At 65.0% G+C, this 20,303-nt stretch carries 28 protein-coding genes and 1 pseudogene; 18 read left to right on the forward strand and 11 right to left on the reverse strand.

Going from position 1 to position 20,303, the window contains the following annotated elements:
- Positions 1-35 precede the first annotated feature (35 nt).
- Entirely contained in the window at positions 36-221 is a 186-nt protein-coding gene (locus QSV46_RS11735) for a hypothetical protein (RefSeq protein ID WP_314950481.1), read from the forward strand.
- Positions 222-242: 21 nt separating this feature from the next.
- Here the strand turns inward: QSV46_RS11735 and QSV46_RS11740 are convergent, their stop codons facing one another.
- Both QSV46_RS11740 and QSV46_RS11745 read right to left on the reverse strand, forming a co-directional pair.
- Positions 243-491: a hypothetical protein gene (locus tag QSV46_RS11740; RefSeq protein ID WP_314950483.1), complete on the reverse strand. Its 249-nt coding sequence runs from the start codon at positions 489-491 to the stop codon at positions 243-245.
- Positions 492-604: 113 nt separating this feature from the next.
- Positions 605-994, reverse strand: coding sequence for a hypothetical protein (locus QSV46_RS11745; RefSeq protein ID WP_314950484.1), 390 nt, complete (start codon positions 992-994; stop codon positions 605-607).
- 130 nt (positions 995-1,124) lie between these two features.
- Between QSV46_RS11745 and QSV46_RS11750 the strand changes: the two genes are divergently transcribed.
- Positions 1,125-1,910 carry an SDR family oxidoreductase gene (locus tag QSV46_RS11750; protein WP_314950486.1) on the forward strand — a complete coding sequence of 262 codons (786 nt, stop codon included), beginning with the start codon at positions 1,125-1,127 and terminating at the stop codon, positions 1,908-1,910.
- Here QSV46_RS11750 and QSV46_RS11755 read toward each other — a convergent pair whose 3' ends face one another.
- On the reverse strand, positions 1,911-2,141 hold the full coding sequence (locus tag QSV46_RS11755) for a DUF6894 family protein (protein ID WP_314950487.1): 231 nt from the start codon (positions 2,139-2,141) through the stop codon (positions 1,911-1,913).
- A gap of 360 nt (positions 2,142-2,501) precedes the next feature.
- Positions 2,502-3,530, reverse strand: a complete 1,029-nt coding sequence (locus QSV46_RS11760) for a hypothetical protein (RefSeq protein WP_314950488.1) — start codon at positions 3,528-3,530, stop codon at positions 2,502-2,504.
- A gap of 357 nt (positions 3,531-3,887) precedes the next feature.
- On the opposite strand from QSV46_RS11760, the gene QSV46_RS11765 reads away from it, so the two are divergent.
- Positions 3,888-4,484, forward strand: coding sequence for a L,D-transpeptidase (locus QSV46_RS11765; RefSeq protein WP_314950490.1), 597 nt, complete (start codon positions 3,888-3,890; stop codon positions 4,482-4,484).
- A gap of 139 nt (positions 4,485-4,623) precedes the next feature.
- Positions 4,624-4,845: a hypothetical protein gene (locus QSV46_RS11770; RefSeq protein WP_314950493.1), complete on the forward strand. Its 222-nt coding sequence runs from the start codon at positions 4,624-4,626 to the stop codon at positions 4,843-4,845.
- Here the strand turns inward: QSV46_RS11770 and QSV46_RS11775 are convergent.
- Both QSV46_RS11775 and QSV46_RS11780 read right to left on the reverse strand, forming a co-directional pair.
- Positions 4,842-5,273, reverse strand: a complete 432-nt coding sequence (locus QSV46_RS11775) for a hypothetical protein (protein WP_314950496.1) — start codon at positions 5,271-5,273, stop codon at positions 4,842-4,844. The genes QSV46_RS11770 and QSV46_RS11775 overlap by 4 nt on opposite strands.
- A 180-nt stretch (positions 5,274-5,453) precedes the next feature.
- Complete coding sequence (locus QSV46_RS11780; RefSeq protein ID WP_314950499.1) at positions 5,454-5,918, reverse strand: MarR family winged helix-turn-helix transcriptional regulator; 465 nt, start codon at positions 5,916-5,918, stop codon at positions 5,454-5,456.
- A 101-nt stretch (positions 5,919-6,019) separates the two neighbouring features.
- Here QSV46_RS11780 and QSV46_RS11785 point away from each other — a divergent pair, with 101 nt between their 5' ends.
- The 6 genes from QSV46_RS11785 (at position 6,020) to QSV46_RS11810 (ending at position 12,251) form a co-directional block, all read left to right on the forward strand.
- Positions 6,020-7,942, forward strand: coding sequence for an FAD-binding monooxygenase (locus QSV46_RS11785; protein WP_314950501.1), 1,923 nt, complete (start codon positions 6,020-6,022; stop codon positions 7,940-7,942).
- A gap of 154 nt (positions 7,943-8,096) precedes the next feature.
- Entirely contained in the window at positions 8,097-9,101 is a 1,005-nt protein-coding gene (locus QSV46_RS11790; RefSeq protein WP_314950503.1) for an SH3 domain-containing protein, read from the forward strand.
- A 170-nt stretch (positions 9,102-9,271) separates the two neighbouring features.
- Entirely contained in the window at positions 9,272-9,550 is a 279-nt protein-coding gene (locus QSV46_RS11795) for a hypothetical protein (protein WP_314950506.1), read from the forward strand.
- Positions 9,551-9,874: 324 nt separating this feature from the next.
- Positions 9,875-10,042, forward strand: coding sequence for a hypothetical protein (locus QSV46_RS11800; RefSeq protein WP_314950508.1), 168 nt, complete (start codon positions 9,875-9,877; stop codon positions 10,040-10,042).
- A gap of 25 nt (positions 10,043-10,067) precedes the next feature.
- Positions 10,068-10,421, forward strand: coding sequence for a hypothetical protein (locus QSV46_RS11805; protein ID WP_409997165.1), 354 nt, complete (start codon positions 10,068-10,070; stop codon positions 10,419-10,421).
- 219 nt (positions 10,422-10,640) lie between these two features.
- Entirely contained in the window at positions 10,641-12,251 is a 1,611-nt protein-coding gene (locus tag QSV46_RS11810; protein WP_314950510.1) for a hypothetical protein, read from the forward strand.
- Between the two features lie 37 nt (positions 12,252-12,288).
- On the opposite strand, the pseudogene QSV46_RS11815 reads toward QSV46_RS11810, so the two are convergent.
- Positions 12,289-12,881, reverse strand: a pseudogene (locus QSV46_RS11815) (TetR family transcriptional regulator).
- Positions 12,881-13,225, reverse strand: a complete 345-nt coding sequence (locus tag QSV46_RS11820; RefSeq protein ID WP_314950512.1) for a multidrug efflux SMR transporter — start codon at positions 13,223-13,225, stop codon at positions 12,881-12,883. Before QSV46_RS11820 ends, QSV46_RS11815 begins: the two are co-directional and overlap by 1 nt.
- A 236-nt stretch (positions 13,226-13,461) precedes the next feature.
- Between QSV46_RS11820 and pdxY the strand changes: the two genes are divergently transcribed.
- Positions 13,462-14,274, forward strand: coding sequence for a pyridoxal kinase (gene pdxY, locus QSV46_RS11825; RefSeq protein WP_314950514.1), 813 nt, complete (start codon positions 13,462-13,464; stop codon positions 14,272-14,274).
- Between the two features lie 4 nt (positions 14,275-14,278).
- On the opposite strand, the gene QSV46_RS11830 is transcribed toward pdxY, so the two are convergent.
- Entirely contained in the window at positions 14,279-15,571 is a 1,293-nt protein-coding gene (locus tag QSV46_RS11830) for a hypothetical protein (RefSeq protein WP_314950516.1), read from the reverse strand.
- Positions 15,572-15,878: 307 nt separating this feature from the next.
- On the opposite strand from QSV46_RS11830, the gene QSV46_RS11835 reads away from it, so the two are divergent.
- From QSV46_RS11835 to QSV46_RS11850, 4 genes are all read left to right on the forward strand, one after another.
- On the forward strand, positions 15,879-16,043 hold the full coding sequence (locus QSV46_RS11835) for a Flp family type IVb pilin (RefSeq protein ID WP_314950955.1): 165 nt from the start codon (positions 15,879-15,881) through the stop codon (positions 16,041-16,043).
- 129 nt (positions 16,044-16,172) lie between these two features.
- A complete protein-coding gene (locus QSV46_RS11840; RefSeq protein ID WP_314950519.1) occupies positions 16,173-16,352 on the forward strand; it encodes a hypothetical protein in 180 nt (59 codons plus the stop codon).
- A 177-nt stretch (positions 16,353-16,529) separates the two neighbouring features.
- Positions 16,530-16,784 carry a hypothetical protein gene (locus QSV46_RS11845; RefSeq protein WP_314950522.1) on the forward strand — a complete coding sequence of 85 codons (255 nt, stop codon included), beginning with the start codon at positions 16,530-16,532 and terminating at the stop codon, positions 16,782-16,784.
- Between the two features lie 309 nt (positions 16,785-17,093).
- Entirely contained in the window at positions 17,094-17,240 is a 147-nt protein-coding gene (locus QSV46_RS11850; protein ID WP_314950524.1) for a hypothetical protein, read from the forward strand.
- On the opposite strand, the gene QSV46_RS11855 is transcribed toward QSV46_RS11850, so the two are convergent.
- Complete coding sequence (locus tag QSV46_RS11855; protein ID WP_314950526.1) at positions 17,207-17,830, reverse strand: bifunctional transcriptional activator/DNA repair enzyme AdaA; 624 nt, start codon at positions 17,828-17,830, stop codon at positions 17,207-17,209. The genes QSV46_RS11850 and QSV46_RS11855 overlap by 34 nt on opposite strands.
- A gap of 107 nt (positions 17,831-17,937) precedes the next feature.
- Here QSV46_RS11855 and QSV46_RS11860 point away from each other — a divergent pair, with 107 nt between their 5' ends.
- The 3 genes from QSV46_RS11860 (at position 17,938) to QSV46_RS11870 (ending at position 19,822) form a co-directional block, all read left to right on the forward strand.
- Positions 17,938-18,414: a nuclear transport factor 2 family protein gene (locus QSV46_RS11860; protein ID WP_314950529.1), complete on the forward strand. Its 477-nt coding sequence runs from the start codon at positions 17,938-17,940 to the stop codon at positions 18,412-18,414.
- A gap of 15 nt (positions 18,415-18,429) precedes the next feature.
- Positions 18,430-19,350: a DMT family transporter gene (locus QSV46_RS11865; RefSeq protein WP_314950531.1), complete on the forward strand. Its 921-nt coding sequence runs from the start codon at positions 18,430-18,432 to the stop codon at positions 19,348-19,350.
- A 70-nt stretch (positions 19,351-19,420) separates the two neighbouring features.
- Positions 19,421-19,822 (forward strand): VOC family protein, encoded by a 402-nt coding sequence (locus tag QSV46_RS11870; protein WP_314950533.1) that lies wholly within the window; start codon positions 19,421-19,423, stop codon positions 19,820-19,822.
- A gap of 4 nt (positions 19,823-19,826) precedes the next feature.
- Here the strand turns inward: QSV46_RS11870 and QSV46_RS11875 are convergent, their stop codons facing one another.
- Positions 19,827-20,177, reverse strand: a complete 351-nt coding sequence (locus tag QSV46_RS11875; protein WP_314950536.1) for a zinc ribbon domain-containing protein YjdM — start codon at positions 20,175-20,177, stop codon at positions 19,827-19,829.
- Positions 20,178-20,303 lie beyond the last annotated feature (126 nt).

A 20,303-nucleotide genomic window follows, 5' to 3' on the forward strand; every position in this document is an offset into this window, starting at 1 on the left:
CGGGCGCCGCGGTGTCCTCAAACGGGAGAGCGCCCATGATGTCCGAGGTCCAGGTCCATACCCTCGCGCGGCAGATGCTGGAACAGCATGGTTTTGCGGCGATCGCGAAGGCTGCCGAACAGGCGCAGGCCTGCGAGGGCCGCGGCGACGCCGACGAGGCCCGGGAATGGCGTCACATCGCGGATGCGATGAAGATCATGCGCGGGCCGGCCCATAGCTGACACATATAAGCGCGAGCGTGCTCAGCGCTCGCCGCGATCGGTGCCCTGCGACGAACTTCGATTCTGTGTCTGGGGCTGCGCCCGCTCGCCTGTGGCCTTGCAGGGAAGCGGCTCCCACGTGCCGTCCGGTGCCTGCTGATAGGCGCTACAGCGCGATGAGACGGATTTTTCATCGCCTTTCTGAGCGTCGGAATTCTTCGCCAGCACGGGCGCAGTCAGCACCGTGGCGGCCGCGATCGCGCCAGCGAAAACGAAATGGATCTTCCGCATGAGGGCTCTCCTGTTCGCATTCGAAGAGGCCGCATGCTGTCGAGAATTGTGACGATTTTTGGCCGGAGCCGAGGCTCCGTCACGGTGTGCTTAATGCTGCGAAAGCTGCTCCGTTAGCCGCCCTTGGCGCGGATCAGGCCGGCGAGGTTGACCTTCTGGGCCTCGCACCAGCCGGGCATGCCGAGGCGGCGCTGGTCCATGTCGGTCGCCTGCGTCGCGACCGCGACCTCGGCCATCAAATCGTCGTCCTGCTTCTCGCCCATCTTGCCGCCGGTGTGCATCCAGGCGATCGCCTTGCGCACCTTCTCGGTAGTGCCGTCGGGCAGCTGCATCTGCTGCGCCTTCTGCACTAGGTCCTGATAGACGAGATCCGTGCCCGGGCATTCGACCCTGGCGGCAAAGGCCTGCAAGACCATCGTCACATAGTTCGAGCGTGGATGGTCGGCCGCTTGGGCCGGCGCGGCGACCAGCAACAGGCCTGCGATCAGGAAAGGGGTGCGCATCCTCGGTATCTCCTCCATTTTTTTGCGAGGCTAGCGTCCGGCGGGCCGCTCCGCAATGGTGCCGAGGCGGATTTGTCGCGTCGCGCTGCGGTGCGCTATCGTGGTCCGAATCCCGGCCTCGGAGAGCGACATGAGCCTGTTCAGCAAGCCGTTCGATCCCGCAACTGACACGGCGCTCGTCACCGGCGCGGGCAACGGTATCGGCCGTGCGATCGCGCAGGCGCTCGTCAGCGAGGGCGTCCGGACCGTGTTTGCCGATGTCAGCGCGGAGCGGGTGAGCGCCGCGATCGGCGCGAGCAGCAAGCCTGAACTGGCCGTGCCGTGGGTCGGCGATCTTGCGAGGCTGGAGGCTTGCGACGAGCTGCTGGTTGCCGCACGGGCGGCGCTCGGCGAGGTCTCGTATTTCGTGCACAGCGCATCGCCGCCACGGCGCGAGGCCGACCACGCGCTCGCGGTCGATCGCAACACCTGGCAGGAGATGCACGCCGTCAATCTCGACGCCGGATTTCATCTGGCGCGCGGACTGGCACAACGGCTGATCGTAACGAAGCGGCCCGGCTCGTTCCTGTTTCTCACCTCGCTGCATGCGGGCACGCCGCGCAACCTGCCGCATTACTCGACCGCGAAGGCGGCAATGGCGATGCTGGTGAAGGAGCTCGCGAAGACGTTGGGGCGGCACGGTATCCGCGTCAATGCGCTGGTGCCCGGCGCGATCGCGGCCGGCGGGTTCGTCGCGGATGCTTCGCTGGCCAAACACATTCCGCTCGGGCGCCTCGGCGAAGCCGGGGACCTCGCGCCGATGGCGCTCGCGGTGCTCTCGAACAAGCTGTCAGGTTACGTCACCGGCGCAGCCTTCGTCGTCGACGGCGGGCTGTCGCTGACGAACTGGTTCGAAGCGCCGACGCTCGAAGACTAGCTACCGCTGCCAGGCCGGCACGGGGTCGAGCGGCGTGCGATAGACCTCGTTGTGATCGCGGTCGGTGACGCGCACCGCGCAACCCTTCTGCTGAAGCTCCGGCTTCACCTGCGACAGCTCGCTAGCCAATTGATCGGCGCGATCGGAAGCAACCTCGATGTCTTCGAGGATGATTCCACCCTGGTTCTTGAACTCTTCACCAACCACGAGATCGAAGGAGTAGTAAGGCATCCGAATTCCCCGGTGTGACGTTCTGAGATTCAATGGACCTCTCAACACGTCTCGCATGATACCACTGAGTCGATATCTATCGAATGAACGGATCGCGCAATCTCTGTGCTTATGGCGCAGAAATGATGTGCAACATTCGAGCGCATTAAGTTTTTATTAGATATGTCGGCATGATCATAAGGCATGGAATTGCAGCAGAACCGGGCTCCGGGAACCGGCAGCTGCAAGAGAAGGCCGCCGGCATAGATCCCGACGGCCTTTTCTCTTGACGGAAGACGATTGAAATATCGCTTCCCGTAGTAACCCGGACTCAACGCATCACATCGAGTCGGACAGCCTGTGCGAGATCGTGCCGTTGCTCTAGCGCAGCGGCATCGGCGGACGCACGACAGGTCCGTCGTCATCAGCAACGGCTTGCGTCGTGGCGACCGGCGGAGCTGGCGGCGGGACCGCGGCGGCTTGCGACGGCGGTGCGAGCGGCGCGGGCGAATAAGCCGGCATGTAGGTCTGCGACGCGACCGGCTTCGGCTTGCGAACCGGCGGCGGCGTTGGTGCCGCGGTTCGCGGCGGAAGCGCGGACATGCGCGCACGTGGATCAGTGGGCTTCGTTTCGGCGAGCGGCTTCGGTGCGGGCGGCTTCGCCATTTCGCGCGCCATCTGCTCTTGGCCGGCTTTCAGCTCGGCAATGTTGACCTTGAGCGCTTCGATCTGCTGCGCCATCGCGGCGAGATCGCGCGTCATCGATTGCACCGACTGCGTCGCGTCGGCGGGCAATGTTGCGGCGGGCGCGGCGGCGGCAATTTGAGTCGGGGGCGGCGTCGCAGGCTGAGCGGCCGCAGCTTGCACCGCGGGCTGTTCGGCCGCCTGGTCCGCTGCGGCTTGCTCCGTGGGCGCCGCGGCCTGTGCGGCGGAGACCGGCGCGGTCTGCGATGTCGCAGGCAGCAGCGCTTTCAGCGCGGGTGTCCATTCCGCGATCATCTGCCTGGCTGTGTCGCCGTGTTTCTCCCAGGCAATCGTCGCAGCCGCGCTGCTTCCCGCAAACAGGAACGTGACGAATGCGCCGCGCAGCCACTTGCCGGCGGCCGATCGCTTCCGTCGGCCGCGGCCATCGCTTGCCGCAACACGCACGGCGGTATCGACCGAGGGCGCGGCCGCCTGCGGTTCGGCGACGGGACTGAATTTGGGCTCCAGATTCACTCTGGGCTCCGGCGCGAATTTCGGCTCCGGACGGCTCACGATCTCAGGCGCCAGCGCGGGCGCGGCCCTGATCGGGCGCGAGGCCGGCACCATGTCGGGCGAAATCTGCACCGCGTCATGCGGGTCGTTGTCCTTGACCGTGTCCTTCACGATCTCATCGACAATCTGCCGGGGGTTCAACGTCGCGAGCATCGCAGCTCCTTTGAAGACCTGGTGTTTCGAGTTCTGGTCGTTCGCATTGGCGCGAGCCGATCTGTTGAGGTGAGCCGATCTGGATTTAACGAGTTTGGCCCCATGGCGCACGAGTCCAGCCGGGTTTGACCAAAGCAAGGCGAGGGGATGGAGATGCTGCGACGCTCTTCCGCCGTTTGTGGTGATGGAACCCGGGTTGCCGAACACGTGCAATTGTTCCATCTTGCCTTGTTTTCAGCACGATTTGGGCAGCATCTGGCGGCGCTGGGGGCGCTGCTATTCGCTATCGGGGGGCCGGTGGTGCCAAAATCTCTATTCGCTTTGCTCGTCGTTGCCTTGTTGCAGCTCGGCGGCTGCATGCAGACGACGCTTTCGCCGTCGACGGACGCGAGCATGACGCCGCGCGACCGTCAGTTGCTCGCGCATGCGCCTTACGCGAAGGCGAACGTGCCCGAGCAATATCTCCGCCACATTGTCGATTATCCACGCAAGGAGCAGCCGGGCACGATCCTGGTCGATACCGATGCGCGCTATCTCTATTTCGTGCTGCCGGAGGGCAAGGCGATCCGCTATGGCGTCGCGGTGGGCGAGGAAGCGATGGCTTTCTCAGGCGTCGCGCGCGTCGGCCGTCTGGCGGAATGGCCGGATTGGGTTCCCACCGCCGACATTCAGGCGCGGCTCGGACCCTATCCGGCGCGCGTCTCCGGCGGTCCCGCCAATCCGCTGGGCGCGCGCGGCATCTATCTCTATGTCGGCAACAAGGACACGCTCTACCGCATCCACGGCACCAACCAGCCCGAGTATATCGGGCAGGCGATCTCGTCGGGCTGCATCCGGATGCGCAACGAGGACGTGATCGATCTCTACGACCGGGTGAAGCTCAATTCGATGGTCGTAGTGTTGCCGCCCGGACAGAACGCGCGGGTCGGGACGGGACCCAGCTGGCGCGGGTAAGCGGAACGGGCGCGTCTGCTGCCCGCTCACTCAAGCGTGAATGCGCCGGGGTTGGTCGATCCGTCAAAGGTGAACGGCTTCACATCCGATCCGCGACGGTTGCGCTATGCCTCAATGGCCGGTTGCCATTGGAGGCATCATGCAAAAATTCTTTGATCCATTGAATGCGAACGACCGCCGTATTGTACGGAAATGGCGGCTCGCCACGCTCGGCTTTTACGGATCGATCCTGTTTGGAATGATCCTGTATGCAGCGCTGCGTTGGAATCCGGATGTGAACTACGCCTTGGCTGATTCGGCGGCACGCGCGAAGATCGTAGGTGCCTCCGGCTCGAGCCGACCGGGGCCGGTCTCGCCCTAGTTCTCGGGCCGTGCGATGCGCCATTGAAGGGTCGTGGCGTTGCCATTGGCATCGCCCGGCGCCTTGTCGGCCGGCGAGGTGTAGAGCGGGCGATAGCGGTAAGCCCACATCTTGCTGCCGTCGTCGCGGTTGATCACGGTGAAGTCGCCAACGGCCCTGGCTTCGGCCGTTGCGGGCAGCGGGAGCCAGCTCTCGGTGCATTTGCCATTGCAGGTCGACGTCTTGCCGGTGGTGTCGCGCTCGTAAATGTAGAGCGTCATGCCTTTGAGATCGACCAGCTTGGGGCCCTGCTTGGTCAGGACCACCTTCGCCGGGGCGACGGTTGCTTCGGGCTTCGGCGGAGGAGGGTCGCCGCCGCCATGTCCGTTCGCGAGCGCAGAAGCGGTCGAGAGTGCGAGGACCGCGGCTGCGACGTGGAACCTGAACATCCGATACTCCCGAACGACAAAGTTAATCGCGCGTTAAACGCAAAATCGCGCCGACCGTAGCAGCCGAAGGTTAGTTCCTGGTTTCGCGGCCTTGCGAAACATACTGATAGAAATACGGGGCTCTAGCTTTTTGACGCGTTTTCTTGACGCGAGCCGGTGTCCACATCGCTCGAAGGCGCTCTAGGCCTGCGCCTCGCGCAGCGGGGCGCGGCTGAGCTCGTTGCCGGCGGTGATGGCCTTGCGCAACAGCCGCATCAGCTCCTCGCCTTCCTTCGCGCTGAGGCCGCGCAGCATGATGCGCTGGGCCGACTCGACTGCCGGCGTGATCTTGCGCAGCGTGCGCCGGCCCTCATCGGTGACCTCGAGCTCGCGGGCGCGGCGATCGCGGCTGGAGGCGCGGCGCTCGACGAGGCTCTTCTGAACCAGGCGGTCGATCACGCCGGTGATGGTGGTGCGGTCATAGGCGATCAAGCCGGCGAGCGTCACCTGGTCGAGCCCCGGATTGGCCTTGATGGTCGCGAGCGCGGCATATTGCACCGGCGTGAGGTCGAAGCCGGCGTCCTCAACTTCCGCCAGAAACACCGCCACTGCGATCTGCTGGAACCGGCGCGCCAGATGCCCGGGCATGTCGTTGTTGTCTTTCATCGAATTCTCCTCGAGGCAGGGACCAGGCGAACGTTGACAAGTATACTGATAGTCAGCATACTGATCAATATCCAAACAGAACGTTGCCGGGAGAGCTGCTCATGCAATTCCATCTCAATGGATTTCAGCCGGGCGATCCTGAAATTGCCGATCCCGCCGAGCGCATTCACGCCCCGGGCGCTGTCGGCGCCGTGCCTCAAGAGGTCGATGTTCTCATTGTCGGCTGCGGTCCCGCGGGCCTGACGCTCGCCGCCCAGCTTGCGCAATTTCCCGACATCAAGACCTGCATCGTCGAGCAGAAGGCCGGCCGCTTGCTGGTAGGGCAGGCCGACGGCATTGCCTGCCGCACCCTGGAGATGTTCCACGCCTACGGCTTCAGCGAACGCGTGCTGAAGGAGGCCTATTGGGTCAACGAGACGACGTTCTGGAAGCCGGACGAGCGGAGGTCCGACGCAATCATTCGCAGCGGCCGCGTGCAGGACGTCGAGGACGGCCTGTCGGAGTTCCCGCACGTCATCCTCAACCAGGCCCGCATCCATGACGGCTTTCTCGACGTCATGCGCAAATCGCCGGCCAAGCTCGAGCCCTGTTACAGCCGCCGCCTGCTGGACCTTCAGGTCGATCCGGCCGCAGGCACCGCCGACCATGCCGTGACCGCGCGACTCGAACGCGTCGATGCCGGAAACGAGGGCAAGGTCGAGACCATCAGGGCGCGCTATGTCGTCGGCTGCGACGGCGCGCGCAGCACGGCGCGCAAATCAATCGGCCGCGAGCTGCACGGCGATTCCGCCAACCACGCCTGGGGCGTGATGGACGTGCTCGCGGTGACCGATTTTCCGGACATCCGATTCAAGGCCCTGATCCAGTCGGCGAACGATGGTAGCCTGCTGATCATTCCGCGCGAAGGCGGCTACATGGTCCGCCTCTATGTCGAGCTGGCAAAACTGGATGTCGGCGAGCGCGTGGGGAGCCGCAACATCACCGCCGATGACGTGATTGCGAAGGCGCAGCGGATCTTGAGGCCGCATACGCTGGACGTGAAGGAGATCGCCTGGTGGTCGGTCTACGAGATCGGCCAGCGCCTCACCGACAAGTTCGACGACGTGCCGGAGGCCGAGATCGCGACACGCCTGCCGCGCATCTTCATCGCCGGCGATGCCTGCCACACCCACAGCCCGAAGGCGGGCCAGGGCATGAACGTCTCGATGCAGGACGCCTTCAATCTCGGCTGGAAGCTCGCCGCCGTGCTGCGGAAGCAGTGTGCGCCGAGCCTCTTGCATTCCTATTCGGCCGAGCGACAGGCGGTCGCGAAAGAGCTGATCGATTTCGACCGCGAATGGGCGGGGATTCTGGCGTCCGCTGCCAAGGCCGGTGGGGCGGATGCCGCCAAGACACAGGATTATTTTGTCAGGCACGGTCGCTACACGGCAGGGACCGCGACGCATTACCGCCCATCGGTCCTGACGGGCGCAACTTCTCATCAGAAGCTCGCCGAAGGCCTCGTCATCGGCAAGCGCTTTCACTCCGCGCTGGTCATTCGGTTAGGAGATGCCAAGCCGGTTCATCTCGGCCACGCATCGCAGGCCGACGGCCGCTTCCGCATCTATGCGTTTTCGCCCGCGGAAGACCCTGCGGCGACGGACTCGGCCGTTCGTGGCTTGTGCAATTTTCTGACCGAGGCGACGCAATCGCCGGTCAGGCGCTATACGCCGGCCGGCCACGACATCGACAGCGTGATCGACCTGCGCGCGGTCTTCCAGCAGGATCATCGCGAGCTCGCCCTGGAGGCGATGCCGGCGCTGCTGCTCCCGCGCAAGGGGCGGTACGGCTTGATCGACTACGAGAAGATGTTCTGTCCGGACCTCAAGGGCGGCCAGGACGTGTTCGCCATGCGCGGCATTGATCGCGAGGCGGGCTGCATGGTGGTGGTGCGGCCGGACCAGTACGTCGCGACTGTACTGCCGATCAACGACTTTGCTGCGCTTGCGTCGTACTTCGACGGGTTCATGACGCAAGCGAAGTGACGCTCAACAGCTCTCTTGCGCGTCGCGCCGATGAACGGCAAATGAATATTGAACCGTGCGCGGCGTGCGTCTCGGCCTTTCGACGGATTCGACCATCGTGCGCGGAACGCCCGTTCCGCTGGTGCGTTCCGACTCGACAGAGGAGGAATTCGCCATGAGGCTCAAAAGCGCTTTGGTTGCAGCATTTCTGCTTGTCCCGACGGCCGCGCTGGCCGCGCCGGGCATCGTTACCGTCTCGACCGGCCTGCGCGCCGGACCGGGCGCGGGCTTTCCCCTGGTCGATCGCGTCCCCGGGGGCGCGCGCGTCAACATCCATGGATGCCTGCGCGGCAATGCCTGGTGCGACGTGAGCTTCTCCGACGATCGCGGCTGGGTGTCGTCGCAATATCTCGAATATCTCTACCGCAACCACTACGTCTATCTCCCCGATTATGCCGACGAGATCGACGTGCCGGTCGCTCCGTTCGTGCTGACCTCGTACTGGTCGAGCTACTACGCGGGACGTCCCTGGTATCGCCGCCATGCTTACTGGAATAATTACTGGACCTCGCATCAGCACGTTGCGACGCGGATGACGATCGATCCGCGTGCGGCCCGGGTCGGCCGTGCGGCGACGCGAGACGCTGCGATCGCGCTGGGACGCGAAGGCGTGCGTGGCAAGACAGACGTCAGGGGCGCTGCCGCGATCAGCGGGCGTGACGCCGCGACCGCACGGCGTGACGCCGCGATCGCCCGGCGCGATGCTGCGGTGACGGCCGACCGGACCCGCGCCGGACGAAGCGAGCGCATTACCCAAGAGCGCATCGTCCGTGAGCGCACCAACGTGCAGACCCGCAATCCGCGCGATGCGCAGGCGCGCGTGATGCACGAGCAGGCGCAGAGCCGCGCCGCGGTGCGTGCGCAGCCGATGGCGCGTGCGCATGAAACGCCGCGTGTCTCGGCCGCGCCAGCTGCGCGTCCTGCGGCGCCCCACATGGCTCAGCCGAACGTCAGCCATGGTTCGCCGATGAATGCCCGCGCGCAGATGCCGGCGCCGCGTGCGGCTGCGCCTGCGATGCCGCACGGCGGTGGCGGCGGTGCTGCGCACATCAACAACGCCGCCCCGCGTGGCGGCGGCGCGCCGGCCGGCGGCCCCGGTGGCGGCCACCAGAAGCACTAGCTTTGCCAGCGAAAGCCCGGCCCTCGCGCCGGGCTTTCTGTTGGGCCGGGTTCGGGTTCCGTGCGCGTACAATTTAAGAAAGTTCTGCGCGGGCAGATTTCATCGATCGTAATATGTGTACTCAAAGCTGTAAGCATCCACTCGGGGCAGCGGGGCACGGGAGGATGACGATGAGACAGAGCCAGGCGGAGACGCGCCGCCATAATGTCGCGAAGAAGTCCATGACCAAGGAGGCCAAACAGCTGACCGGCCTGATCGCCGGACTGCGCAAATCCCTCGACGTGATCCACAAGGAGCGGACGCGCACAAAGCTCAGTGGTGCCGAGATGGGCATGCTCGACGAGCGCCGCAACAATCTGCTGCTCACCATCGCAGCCTTGGACGATCGCCTCTCGGCGGTACAGGGGCTGATCGATCTCGGCCGTCCGCACATCATCCGCGTGCACTGAGCGCGGGCGCTAGCGGTTCCGTCGCGGCGGCGATGGACCGAGCCCGGCCGGCGGGTCTGTGCGGCATAGGGATCGACCGCGATGCCGACGGATCGTGCGGCTTTGGGTCTGCGCTCGCGCTAGCGGCGCCACGCCAGCCCGTGACAGGCAGAATCGGATTCATGATACGCAAGATCGGTCTCCGTCGTCCGGCGGGAACCAAGGCACAACGCTGCCGTGGAGGGCACCAAATTGCCACGCTGTCGGCGAATTGCGGCCAAAGCTCGCTGCCACGACGGCAGCGGGTGCAGGGCAACGCAAGGGGAATGCGCATTGGCGTATAAGATGATCGCAGAACGCGACAACGAGAAGTGCAGTTTTGCCCGCGAGAGCCGGTTGCTCATCGTGGCGAAGGCAAAAGTATGGGCGAGCGAGGGATGGCAGGTCGTCATCACCGACCAGGACGGCAAGGCCTATACTCCGCCCGAATTCGATCAGCTATCGGCGGCGTGACCGCGCGACGGGGCAGGGGACGACATTGATTTGGCTGTTTCGACCGGGGCGCGAGGTGATCGCGCCCCTGTTGACTCTCGCAGCCGCCGCCGCACTCACGGCAACGGTTGCGTCGGCGCAAAATCTCGATGCCGGCAAACCGCCCGCGAAGCTTTTCGCGGACGGCTGCGCGGCCTGCCATCGCAGCCCGCGCGGCCTGGCGAAAGGGCGCTTCAGCCTGACGCTCACCTGGTTCCTCAGGGATCATTACGCGACCAGCTCCGACTCCGCCAAGGCGCTCGCGGCGTATCTGGAATCGGTCGATGGACCGCCTCCACACGCCGTAGCCAAGCCCGGCGCAAAGCCGTCCAGATCCGCGCCGCGTTCGCCGAAGGGGTGACAAGCCGGTCGTCGCAGTACGCGACGATCGCGCTCCCATTCTCAATCAGGAATAGAATGATTGTGGCGGCCGCCCAGAGGTGGTATTAAACCTAAAGTAGTTTAAGCAGAAACAGCAACCGAAACGTCCTGTCGGGCGGATCTCGGGATTTTGTCGCACATTGATTTTGAGCTCGGGCGCGGGCGGGGCGGTTGAGCTCGCATCCGGTGAGGACCTCCCATGAAGCATTGGCAGTCTTTGGCCCTGATGCCGCTGGCGTTCGCTGCGGTCATTTTGGCGGTGCCGGCGCGGCCCGCCGCGCAGGCGCAAGCGCCGCAATCGCAGGCGGCGGCACCACCCTATATTCCGCAGGCCAAATTCTGCGCCGATGGAAGCAACGGGCTGTGCGCGATCGTGCCGGCCTATATCGGGCCCGATCCAGGCCTTGCGGAGACACAGGGCTATAATGGCCTCTACGGCCAGCCGCCGCAGAACGAGAAGGCCGACGTGCAATCGCCGTTCGACAATATGTCCTGGCAGATGTTCGTCGCGCTCAACTGGGTGGCGAGCGGCGTCAAGGAGCCCGCGGCACAGGGACTGACGCAGCCGGGCCGGCGGGTCTGGCAGACCTATCCGACGGTCTCCTCGCTGTTCGGCAACGCACCTATCATCGCCGGCTGTCCCCAGGCGCTGGCGTTTCCGATCTTCCATATCGGCTCGAACGGCAAGGGCCAGCCGATGCCGAACAACGAGGAATATCTGCAAGCCGCGACCAACAAGCCGCTGATCGACATCAACGGCAACTGGACGCTGTTCGAGCGGCGCGTCAACGAGATCGAGGCGCAGTATCTGCGTGCGCCCGGCGGTCAGAAGTCGCAGACGCTGACGACCAGGGCCGGCCAGCTCGATTTCATCAAGAACAATCCCGGCGGCGCCGAGTTTACGTCGTCGGCCACGGTGCGGGACGGCAACAATGGCTCGATCGAGATCAAGGTGTCCTGGCGCATCCTCGATCCGTCCAAGGACGATCCGTCAAAGTTCTTCACGCAGAACATCCTGCTGGCGGTCTCCGGCGATCTCGTGCGCGACGGCCGTCCGTTCTGCCGCAGCGAGCGGGTGGGGCTCGTCGGCATGCACATCCTCCAGCGCAATCCGGTGAACAAGAACAATCCGGCGCTGCGGCCGCAATGGATCTGGGCGACCTTCGAGCACGTCGACAACGCGCCGCTCGCAAACGCTCCCTGCAACGTCGCGGACGGCTGCGGCACCGACAAGGCCACGAACTGGATCAACCAGCCGAGCTGCGGGCCGGCAAGTCCGGCGCCCGGCTCGCATTTCTCGTTCTTCAACACCGGCGCGCCGTCGAACCTCGGCACAAATATCTCGCCGCAATCGCCAGGCATCGCGAAGACGGCATTCCCGTGGAATCCGCGCAAGCCCTATGCGCAAGGAGGCACGTCCAGCGCAACCGCGCAGCCGCAGGCGGTGCGCTGCTGGCGGATCTATTCGACGACGAGCACCCTCAACGAGCAATGGCGGATGGCGCTGAGCTCGCTCAAGAGCGTGCTCCAGAACTACATGCTGGTCGGCACGCAATGGGGCGGCGTTGTCGAGCCGCCGACCCCGCCGAATCCGGTCCCGGCCAACGCGGTGCCCGGCATGCTCTCGAACATGACGCTCGAAACCTACATCCAGAATTATCTGAGCGATGGAGCTGCAGGTCTCGGCTCATGCGTGAGCTGCCACAATTTCGCGACGCTGGCGGATGGCAAGACCTCGGCGAATTTCAGCTTCCTGCCGGGTATCGTGGATGCGACGTCGCTGCGCGCGAAGATCAAGACCGCGCCTTGAGGTCTTTGTAGCCGGGATGCGCTGCGCTCCTTCCGGGCTACGGAGTGGTGCGCGGAGCCACTACGCGCGCCCGACGCGTCTGCGCGATCAACCTGTCGTGCACGGCGCGCAAATCCGCGCTCATACGCGTCTGTCCCGTCGTGACATAAGACAGCCACGCGCCATCTGCGGCGAGACGGACGATTTGGAGCTCGGGCGTTGCGTCGGTCGCGCGATGGCGCTTCAGGCGCGTCTTCATCCAATCGTTCCAGAGCCGGCGCAGCGACGGATCGGTGACGACGACCATGCTCAGCGCCGCCCAGGGCGTGGCGAAGCCGAAGTTTTCCCGGTGAATACGGCATTGACATAGGCGCGCGTAAAACTGCCGCGCAGCTCGGAATCGGCCTCGATAGCGGCGTCGATCTCGGCGTCGACGCGGGCGAGGAGATCGGCGAACAGGCCCTCGATCAGCGTCTGCTTGCTGCCGAAGTGATGAAACAGCCCGCCTTTGGTGACGCCGGCCGCTGCCGCGACCGCCTGCACCGTCACGCCGGAGACGCCGTGATCCATGGCGATGGCTGCCGCGCCGTCGAGCAGGGCGCGCCGCACCTGCTCGGGCTGCTTGGCGCGGGTATAGGCGCTCGCCGGCATCAATGCACCGTGGTCCCCGAGAACAGGTTGATGACCACGACCCCTGATACGATCAACCCGATGCCGACGAAGGCCGCGGCATCCAGCATCTGGCGGAACAGCACGAAGGAGACCGTCGCGGTCAGTATGATGCCGACGCCGCCCCAGATCGCATAGGCAATGCTCAGGGGGATGACGCGGATGGCGACCGACAATGCGTAAAACGAGGCGACATAGAACAGCACCATCGCCAGTGTCGGCCACGGCCGGGTGAACTGCGCGGATTGCTGGAGAAACGCGGACGCGGTGACCTCGAACACGATGGCGAGGGCGAGCGCTGCGTAGGCATGAAAGGCGGAGGCCATGACGGGCTCACATATCCGCAAAAGATACCGCGTGGTAGGTATGTTTCGTACGCGGTAGATCACTTTACCGAGGCAGGTATCACGTGTGAGTGACGAGCCTGCGACAGGGGGAGCCGGATGCAACGGATTGGGCATCGAATTGCCGGCGCTGAGGCATTGCTGAAATCGGCGTTTGCAGGCCAAGGCACTCTAGTTGCGCTTGCCTCATCCGTCGTTTGACTCTACGGAACCTCTCCATGCTCGTCATCTCCATTCAAAGCCAGGTGGTCCACGGCCATGTCGGCAACAGCGCGGCGGCCTATGCCATGCAGGCGGAGGGCGTGGACGTCGCGGCGGTGCCGACGACATTGCTGTCGAACCATCCGCGCTATCCGAGCCTGCGCGGGCGGGTGCTGGAGACCGAACTCGTCGCCGATCTCCTGAAAGGCGTCGAGGAGCGCAACCTCGTCGACGAAGCCGCGGTGCTGGTCACCGGCTATCTCGGCTCCCCAGGCAATGCCGCTGTGATCGCCGATTTCGTCGAGCGGGCGCTGATGCGGAATTCGAAACTGGTTTATCTCTGCGATCCCGTGATGGGCGATGATGGCCGCGTCTATGTCGCCGACGGCATTCTGGATGTGATGCGGCACCGTCTGCTGCCGGCCGCGAACCTGACCACGCCGAACCAGTTCGAACTCGAGCTGCTGTCGGGTATCTCGATCGCGGATACGCAGGGATTGCGCACGGCGTGCGCGGCGCTGACGGGGAAGAGCCGCATCGACGTCGTCGCTACCGGTTGCACGCTCGCCGACACGCCGGAAGGACAGGTGGAGACGATCCTGTGCGCCGACGGTCAATTGTCGCGCTTTGCGACACCGCGGCTGCCGATCCGCCCCTATGGTACCGGCGATCTCCTCACCGGCCTGATCGCGGCGCATCTGGCCAAGGGCAAAGCGATGGAGGCCGCGGTGCGGCTCGCGGTCGAGACCGTCTTTGCAGTGCTGGTGCGCACGCAGGAAACCGGCGCCGCCGAGATGCGCCTCGTGCCGCTGCCGGGGCGTCAGCCGTAACGGCTCAGGTCGCGCGCTTCGCGGCTGATTGCGCCGATTTCTGCGGCCTGGCCTTCTGCTCGCGCGCGGCCTGTGCCTTTGGCGGCTTGGCGCTGGCCACGGCCCGCGCCTTCTTCGGTTTGGCGTTGGCGACGTCCTTGCGGTCCGCGGTGCCACGCTTCGAGATATATTCCGCTCCATCGATCGGGCCGACATGCGGCGGATCGCGGCCGAGATAGGGCCGGCCGATGCCGAACGCCTTGCCGTTGGCGTCGACCCACTTCCACAGGATTTCGGTCGAGACCCAGCGCTGCGCGCGGTTGTTGCCTTGGGTGCTGACGATGTCGGCCGCCATGCCGTGACCGTAGCCGCCGCGCGTGCTGCCGCCATGGTAGGAGCGGTCGGACGCGGCCTTCAGGCCGCTCGCGATCGATTGCCGGTAGTCGTCGCGGAACGCACTGGTGATGCCCGGCGAGAGGCCGGCGGCTTCGGCGGCGAGCAGCGTGCGAAACAGCTTTCGCTTGAAGCTCTTGTCCATGCCGCCGATCACGTAGTCCATCATCGTCATGCCGGCGTGCTCGGCCGCCTTCGGATCCTTCCAGCCGAAATCCTGGTCGACCAGTTTTGTGAAGCTGCGCATCACCGTGACCATCTTGCCCTTGCGCTTGACGGTGACGGCGCGCCGCTCCTGGACCTTGATCGAATCTTCCTTGGCCGTGCGCTGGTAAAGTGCCCAGAGATAGCGGTCGATGCAGGCATCCATGACGAAGCACTCGTCGAGCACGGCGACGGTGTCGGCGGGCGGCGAGGCCTTGCTCGCGGCGGGCGCAGGACCGGTTGCGATCGCTGCGGGTGACAGCGCGTCTGTTGTCACGATCTCGGTGGGATCAGCGGATGCGAGTTTGATGACGGGCTCCGGAGCCGAAGCTGGTGCGGCATCGCTGACAACGGGCGCTGGTTCGGGCGAAAGCTGCGGTGCAGGTGGGGCTTCCGCCGGCAAGATCAGCGCCGGATCGGCCGAGGCGAGCTTGATGGCGGGCGTCTCGGGCACCGCTTCAGCGGTTGCCGGGGACGGTGCAGCAGCAGCGACGGCCGCGATGTCGGCCGCCAACGCGACACGGTCCGCGATCGCCGCATCGCGCGGGACATCGGCCAGCTCGAGACGCGTGAGATCCTTCGCGCGCGACACCGCAGCCGCATTGGCGCCGCTGTTCTCGATGAGGGCCGGAACGTAGGCAGACAGCGAAAGCGCCAGCCAGCCGGCGAAAACGGCCGAGGGGCACGAGACCGCCACCAGAAGAGACCGCCGATCGTTCATGATCCCTGCCTCCAAACGGTTCTGTTCGAACCAATCTTGCACAGCCAGGCACGCAATGCGTCAATTGTTCGGAGGATGGTGTGGCGGCGCAATGGCGCAAATCGGCGAAAAAGGGCTTTTCGGGCAGGTGTTGCCGAGGAGCAACTCGAGTTCCCTGCGATTCCGAGGCGGCGCCCCGCCGAGAGGCTTCCGCAAAGGCATTGTCGTCAAATTGAGGCGGTTGAATTTACGCAATCTTGGATTGCGATTCGGTATCTCTCCCGCGCCGGCAACGTCCGGTAGAGCTGGGAAGGACGCGAGCGTGAAATTGAAATGCCTGTTGGCCGAATTTGCCGCCGATGAATCCGGCACCACCGCGATCGAATACGGCCTGATCGCAGCAGGCATCGCGCTGGCGATCATCGAGATCATCTATGCGCTCGGCACCAATCTCGTCGCAAAGCTGCAATCGCTGGCGACCGCGTTGAAATAGGGCGTCACTCCACGCCGCCTCGAGAACGGCGGGTGTCGGTGAGGGCGCGCTGTTTTTGCCCGGTTGCCCGCGGCAACCTTGCCGAAGCCGGCGCGTTGGTCGAACATGACGCACTCCTCGCTTCGTCCCATGGACGCATTCGATCCCACCGAGCCCGCCATCCTGCATGATCGCGTTTCGGGCGCGATCATCACTTGGACCGCCGATCAGGCTGAGGATTATCGCCGCGCCAGCCGGTCGCGCGATGATGGAACCGTGGCCTGGAAGACCTATGTTTTCGACGGCTGGGGCAATGTCATGGGCGGTTGAACCGCTGGCGGGCGCTCCCAGCCCTCCAAGCCGCGGTAGCCCTTAAAGCCTCCAAGCATTGGGCGCATTAAGCATATCGCCATGCATGGGGCGTGATGTTGCGATGCAGCAATGCATGTCGCAACGCAGCAAATCAGGATTACATGTGCTCCGAACCTTCCTTGAGGAGCATCATCAATGAACAAGAAGATTCTGTCGATCGCAGCCGCTGTCCTCGCCATCGCGGGCTCGACTGCCACTTTCGCCGCCGAGCTGCCGGCCTATGAGGCCAACGGCATTGCGGCTTCGCCCATGCAGGTCCGCGTGCTCGGTGCCGCCCATGTCGAGCAGCAGGTGGCCGCGCCCGCCACCAGCGTCACGGCGCTCCAGGCCAGCGTCCTGACGCCGCGCAAAGTGAAGACCGCGACGGCGACCACGGGCTCCGCCCGCTAGACCTAAGCTTCCGGCGACGGCACGGTGCGAGCGCATCGTGCCTATCGCAGGATTCGGGTTTTAAGAAGGCGTCGTATCGCATTGAGCCGCGTTCCCTCCAGGGAGCGCGGTTTTTTCGTCGCCCATGCGCGGATCGAGAAGCCGACGCCGAAAAAAAATCGCTTGGGGCCCTCGTTGTGTACCGCCGTTCAAGACGAGTGTGATCTCCTTAATACTTGCTTTGCAGATCACGGCGCCTGATGCGGGCGCCGCCGATGGGCGGCCAAGAGGCGTTTTCATAACGAAGCGTTTTCATAATGGAGGGCTGTCATGCCCGTTGCGCAAAAAGCCGTTGTTGTCGCCAGTTCGCCGCGCGAATTTATCGTCAGGCATCTCGCATTGTTCGCAGCCGCCGGGCTGTTCGTGTTCGTGCTGAGCCTGACCTACGGGCTCGATCTCAGCCCCGGGTTCTTCTGAGACGTGGGCTGCGCACGCTTTGATGTGCGCAAGCTCGACGGCGATCGTCCGTAGAGTTCGGCGAAGGCGGCGTTGAATCTGCGCAGGCTGCCGAAGCCGGCCTGGAACGCGATATCGATCATGGTGTGATCGCCGGAATCGAGCAGGCGCTTGGCGCGCTGCACGCGCAGCGTCCCGGCCAGCTGCTGCGGCGTCGCACCGACATGGCGCTCGAACAATCGTGCCAGATGTCGCGAGGAGATGCCGAGCCGCATCGCAAGCGACACGACCGAATCCTCGTCGAGAGCGCCGTCATTGATCAGCTTCACCGCACGCGCGACCGTCGAGCGCGTGCCGTTCCAGGCCGGGCAGAACGGCGCGGTCTCGGGACGGCAGCGCAGGCACGGCCGGAAGCCGGCGGCTTCGGCTGCCGCGGCCGTCGGATAATAGACGACGTTGCGCGTCAGCGGCTGCTTGGCCGGGCAGACCGGGCGGCAATAAATGCCCGTGGTCTTCACTGCCGTGAAGAAGCGGCCGTCGTAGCGGGGATCGCGGCGCAGCCGCGCGGCGTTACAGGTCGTAAAGCTCAGCATGGCCGGATGATAGCGCATGCCTGCGCGGACGGAAGAGCTGAGGGATGACCGAGTCCGATTGTGGCGAGCCGCCGGGCACGCAGCGGCCTAGAACGCGGCGCTCAAAGCAAGCAGGGAAGCGCATCATGACCAGTTCGAAAGACATCGTCCTCAACGCCTGGAAAACCTTTTCGTCGCGCGATGCGGATCGCATTGCGGCGCTGTTCACGGACGATGCCGAATGGATCGCGCCGAAGGGCAACGCTACCGCGGTCGCGCTCGACCACACCGACCACATGATGGGTGCGCAAGCAATCGCGCGCTTCATCGCGGTGGAGATGCACAAATTGTTCTCCGCGATCGATATCGCGTTTCGGGGCGTCTATGCCGACGGCGATGTCGTGATCGTGGAGGAGCGGATGCGCGCCACGCTTCCCGGCGGCAAGCCGTACGAGATCGACTATTGCTTCGTGTTCACGGTGGCCGGCGACAGGATCCGCGAGGTCAGGGAGTACATGGATACGCGCAAGGGATGGCGGATGGTGTTCGGCGAGGAGGCTGAATGCTCAGGCGACCGCGTGCCAGACCTGCAAGTGTGCGGGTTGAGCCGGCCCGCGCGCTGACATAAGGCTTGCGCCATGGATCAGCGAACGAGCGGCGCTGACGCTCTCACTCAGAAGAACGATGCGGCGCCGGCGTTGCTCGGCGTCGTTTGCGGCCTGTCCGCGGCGCTGTTCTGGGCGCTGGGCTTTGCCGGCACGCGGCATGGGCTCAAAGTCGGCTTCACGCCGGTCGATCTGCTGGTGCATCGCTATGTCTGGTCGGGAATTGTGTTCCTGCCGCTGGTGCTGCGCGCCGGCATCTCGGATCTCTGCGGCATCGGCTGGAGCAGGGGCCTTGTGCTGATGGTGCTCGGCGGCCCCGTGATGTCGCTGATCTCCTATGCCGGATTCCTGTTCGTGCCGCTCGGCCACGGCAGCGTGATCCAGCCGTCCTGCGCGACGCTCGGCGGCCTGTTGCTCGCCGCGTTGTTTCTCAAGGAGAAAGTCTCCGCCTCGCGCCTTGCTGGCGCCTTCGTCATCGTCGGTGGCCTCGGCGTGATCGGCGCTGAATCGATCGGCCATATCGGCGCCGACGGCGTGCTGGGCGATCTGACCTTCGTGCTCACCGGATTGATGTTCGCCGGTTTCGGTGCAGCGCTGCGGCATTGGCGCGTCTCCGCCGTGTCGGCCGCCCTCGTCATCAACGTGCTGTCGCTGCTGCTATTGCCGGTTTATCTTGCGACCGCCGGTCTGGCCCATGTCGCGGCATTGGGCGTCAAGGAGAATGCCATCCAGGCGCTGGCGCAGGGCGTGCTCGCCGGGCCCGCCGCGCTGTATCTGTTCGCCGTCTCGGTGCAGCGGCTCGGCGTCGGCCGCGCCGCTGTGTTCCCGGCCTGCGTGCCCGCGCTGACGCTGCTCACCGGCTGGCTGCTGCTCGGCGAGCGACCGACGCTGCTGCAGGCGGCGGGCCTCGTCACGGTGCTGTGCGGGTTTTATCTGGCGCAGCGGCAGAGGTAGGGCGCATCCGAGCGACCCTGCGGCACCATCGCCGATTGCGCCGCGCTCCGGCCGGGCTACGCTGTCCGCCATGACCTTCCTGCTCAACATCGACGTCCCCGACGTCGCCGCTGCGACCACCTTCTACACCGCCGCGTTCGGCCTCACCGTCGGCCGCCGGTTCGGTACCGATTTCGTCGAACTGCTCGGCTGGCCGGCGCCGCTTTATCTGCTGACGAAACAGGCCGGCACGGTGGGCGCGGGCGAAGACCGCCGCCGCTATGAGCGGCACTGGACGCCGCTGCATCTCGACGTCGTCGTCGACGATGTCGATGCTGCCGTCGAACGCGCACTCGCCGCCGGTGCGATCCTCGAGGCACCGGCGCGCGATGCGCCGTATGGGCGGATCGCCATGCTCGCCGATCCCTTCGGGCACGGGTTTTGTCTGCTGGCGTTCAGCGCCAAGGGGTATGACGCGCTGCTTGGCGGCTAATCGCTCACGCCTTCTTCACGAACTCCGATTTCAAATTCATCGCGCCGATGCCGTCGATCTTGCAGGCGATGTTGTGGCCGTCGGTGGCCTCCTGGAGGCGGATGTTGCGGACCTTGGTGCCGCCCTTGACCACCGAGGACGAGCCCTTGACCTTGAGGTCCTTCATCACGATGACGCTGTCGCCGTCGGTGAGCGGATTGCCATGGGCATCGCGCACGCCGGCCTCCTGCGCGACGGCTGCGGCCGCTTCCCCAGCAGCGCTCCATTCATGGGCGCACTCCGGACAGACCCAGAGATCGCGGTCCTGATAGGCGTGCTCGGACTGGCAGTTCGGGCATGTCATCGGTTCGGTCATCGCTTGCCTCGCAGCTAACGGGCGCGCCGCACGCATTCCGCCGGAAAAGAAGGATTGGAAGCAAATCCTTTACCATGGCTGCCGGTCCTTCTTGAAGCCGTGGAACCTTAGGAAATCGGGAAAAAT

This window comes from Bradyrhizobium cosmicum (assembly GCF_032290525.1).
Lineage (GTDB): Bacteria > Pseudomonadota > Alphaproteobacteria > Rhizobiales > Xanthobacteraceae > Bradyrhizobium > Bradyrhizobium cosmicum_A.

Excerpts from the sequence above, each read along its gene's own strand:
- QSV46_RS11735 (WP_314950481.1), top strand. The coding sequence starts at position 36 with ATGATGTCCGAGGTCCAGGTCCATACCCTCGCGCGGCAGATGCTGGAA.
- QSV46_RS11740 (WP_314950483.1), bottom strand. The coding sequence starts at position 491 with ATGCGGAAGATCCATTTCGTTTTCGCTGGCGCGATCGCGGCCGCCACG.
- QSV46_RS11745 (WP_314950484.1), bottom strand. The coding sequence starts at position 994 with ATGCGCACCCCTTTCCTGATCGCAGGCCTGTTGCTGGTCGCCGCGCCG.
- QSV46_RS11750 (WP_314950486.1), top strand. The coding sequence starts at position 1,125 with ATGAGCCTGTTCAGCAAGCCGTTCGATCCCGCAACTGACACGGCGCTC.
- QSV46_RS11755 (WP_314950487.1), bottom strand. The coding sequence starts at position 2,141 with ATGCCTTACTACTCCTTCGATCTCGTGGTTGGTGAAGAGTTCAAGAAC.
- QSV46_RS11760 (WP_314950488.1), bottom strand. The coding sequence starts at position 3,530 with ATGCTCGCGACGTTGAACCCCCGGCAGATTGTCGATGAGATCGTGAAG.
- QSV46_RS11765 (WP_314950490.1), top strand. The coding sequence starts at position 3,888 with ATGCAGACGACGCTTTCGCCGTCGACGGACGCGAGCATGACGCCGCGC.
- QSV46_RS11770 (WP_314950493.1), top strand. The coding sequence starts at position 4,624 with ATGCAAAAATTCTTTGATCCATTGAATGCGAACGACCGCCGTATTGTA.
- QSV46_RS11775 (WP_314950496.1), bottom strand. The coding sequence starts at position 5,273 with ATGTTCAGGTTCCACGTCGCAGCCGCGGTCCTCGCACTCTCGACCGCT.
- QSV46_RS11780 (WP_314950499.1), bottom strand. The coding sequence starts at position 5,918 with ATGAAAGACAACAACGACATGCCCGGGCATCTGGCGCGCCGGTTCCAG.
- QSV46_RS11785 (WP_314950501.1), top strand. The coding sequence starts at position 6,020 with ATGCAATTCCATCTCAATGGATTTCAGCCGGGCGATCCTGAAATTGCC.
- QSV46_RS11790 (WP_314950503.1), top strand. The coding sequence starts at position 8,097 with ATGAGGCTCAAAAGCGCTTTGGTTGCAGCATTTCTGCTTGTCCCGACG.
- QSV46_RS11795 (WP_314950506.1), top strand. The coding sequence starts at position 9,272 with ATGAGACAGAGCCAGGCGGAGACGCGCCGCCATAATGTCGCGAAGAAG.
- QSV46_RS11800 (WP_314950508.1), top strand. The coding sequence starts at position 9,875 with ATGATCGCAGAACGCGACAACGAGAAGTGCAGTTTTGCCCGCGAGAGC.
- QSV46_RS11810 (WP_314950510.1), top strand. The coding sequence starts at position 10,641 with ATGAAGCATTGGCAGTCTTTGGCCCTGATGCCGCTGGCGTTCGCTGCG.
- QSV46_RS11820 (WP_314950512.1), bottom strand. The coding sequence starts at position 13,225 with ATGGCCTCCGCCTTTCATGCCTACGCAGCGCTCGCCCTCGCCATCGTG.
- pdxY (WP_314950514.1), top strand. The coding sequence starts at position 13,462 with ATGCTCGTCATCTCCATTCAAAGCCAGGTGGTCCACGGCCATGTCGGC.
- QSV46_RS11830 (WP_314950516.1), bottom strand. The coding sequence starts at position 15,571 with ATGAACGATCGGCGGTCTCTTCTGGTGGCGGTCTCGTGCCCCTCGGCC.
- QSV46_RS11840 (WP_314950519.1), top strand. The coding sequence starts at position 16,173 with ATGGACGCATTCGATCCCACCGAGCCCGCCATCCTGCATGATCGCGTT.
- QSV46_RS11845 (WP_314950522.1), top strand. The coding sequence starts at position 16,530 with ATGAACAAGAAGATTCTGTCGATCGCAGCCGCTGTCCTCGCCATCGCG.
- QSV46_RS11850 (WP_314950524.1), top strand. The coding sequence starts at position 17,094 with ATGCCCGTTGCGCAAAAAGCCGTTGTTGTCGCCAGTTCGCCGCGCGAA.
- QSV46_RS11855 (WP_314950526.1), bottom strand. The coding sequence starts at position 17,830 with ATGCGCTATCATCCGGCCATGCTGAGCTTTACGACCTGTAACGCCGCG.
- QSV46_RS11860 (WP_314950529.1), top strand. The coding sequence starts at position 17,938 with ATGACCAGTTCGAAAGACATCGTCCTCAACGCCTGGAAAACCTTTTCG.
- QSV46_RS11865 (WP_314950531.1), top strand. The coding sequence starts at position 18,430 with ATGGATCAGCGAACGAGCGGCGCTGACGCTCTCACTCAGAAGAACGAT.
- QSV46_RS11870 (WP_314950533.1), top strand. The coding sequence starts at position 19,421 with ATGACCTTCCTGCTCAACATCGACGTCCCCGACGTCGCCGCTGCGACC.
- QSV46_RS11875 (WP_314950536.1), bottom strand. The coding sequence starts at position 20,177 with ATGACCGAACCGATGACATGCCCGAACTGCCAGTCCGAGCACGCCTAT.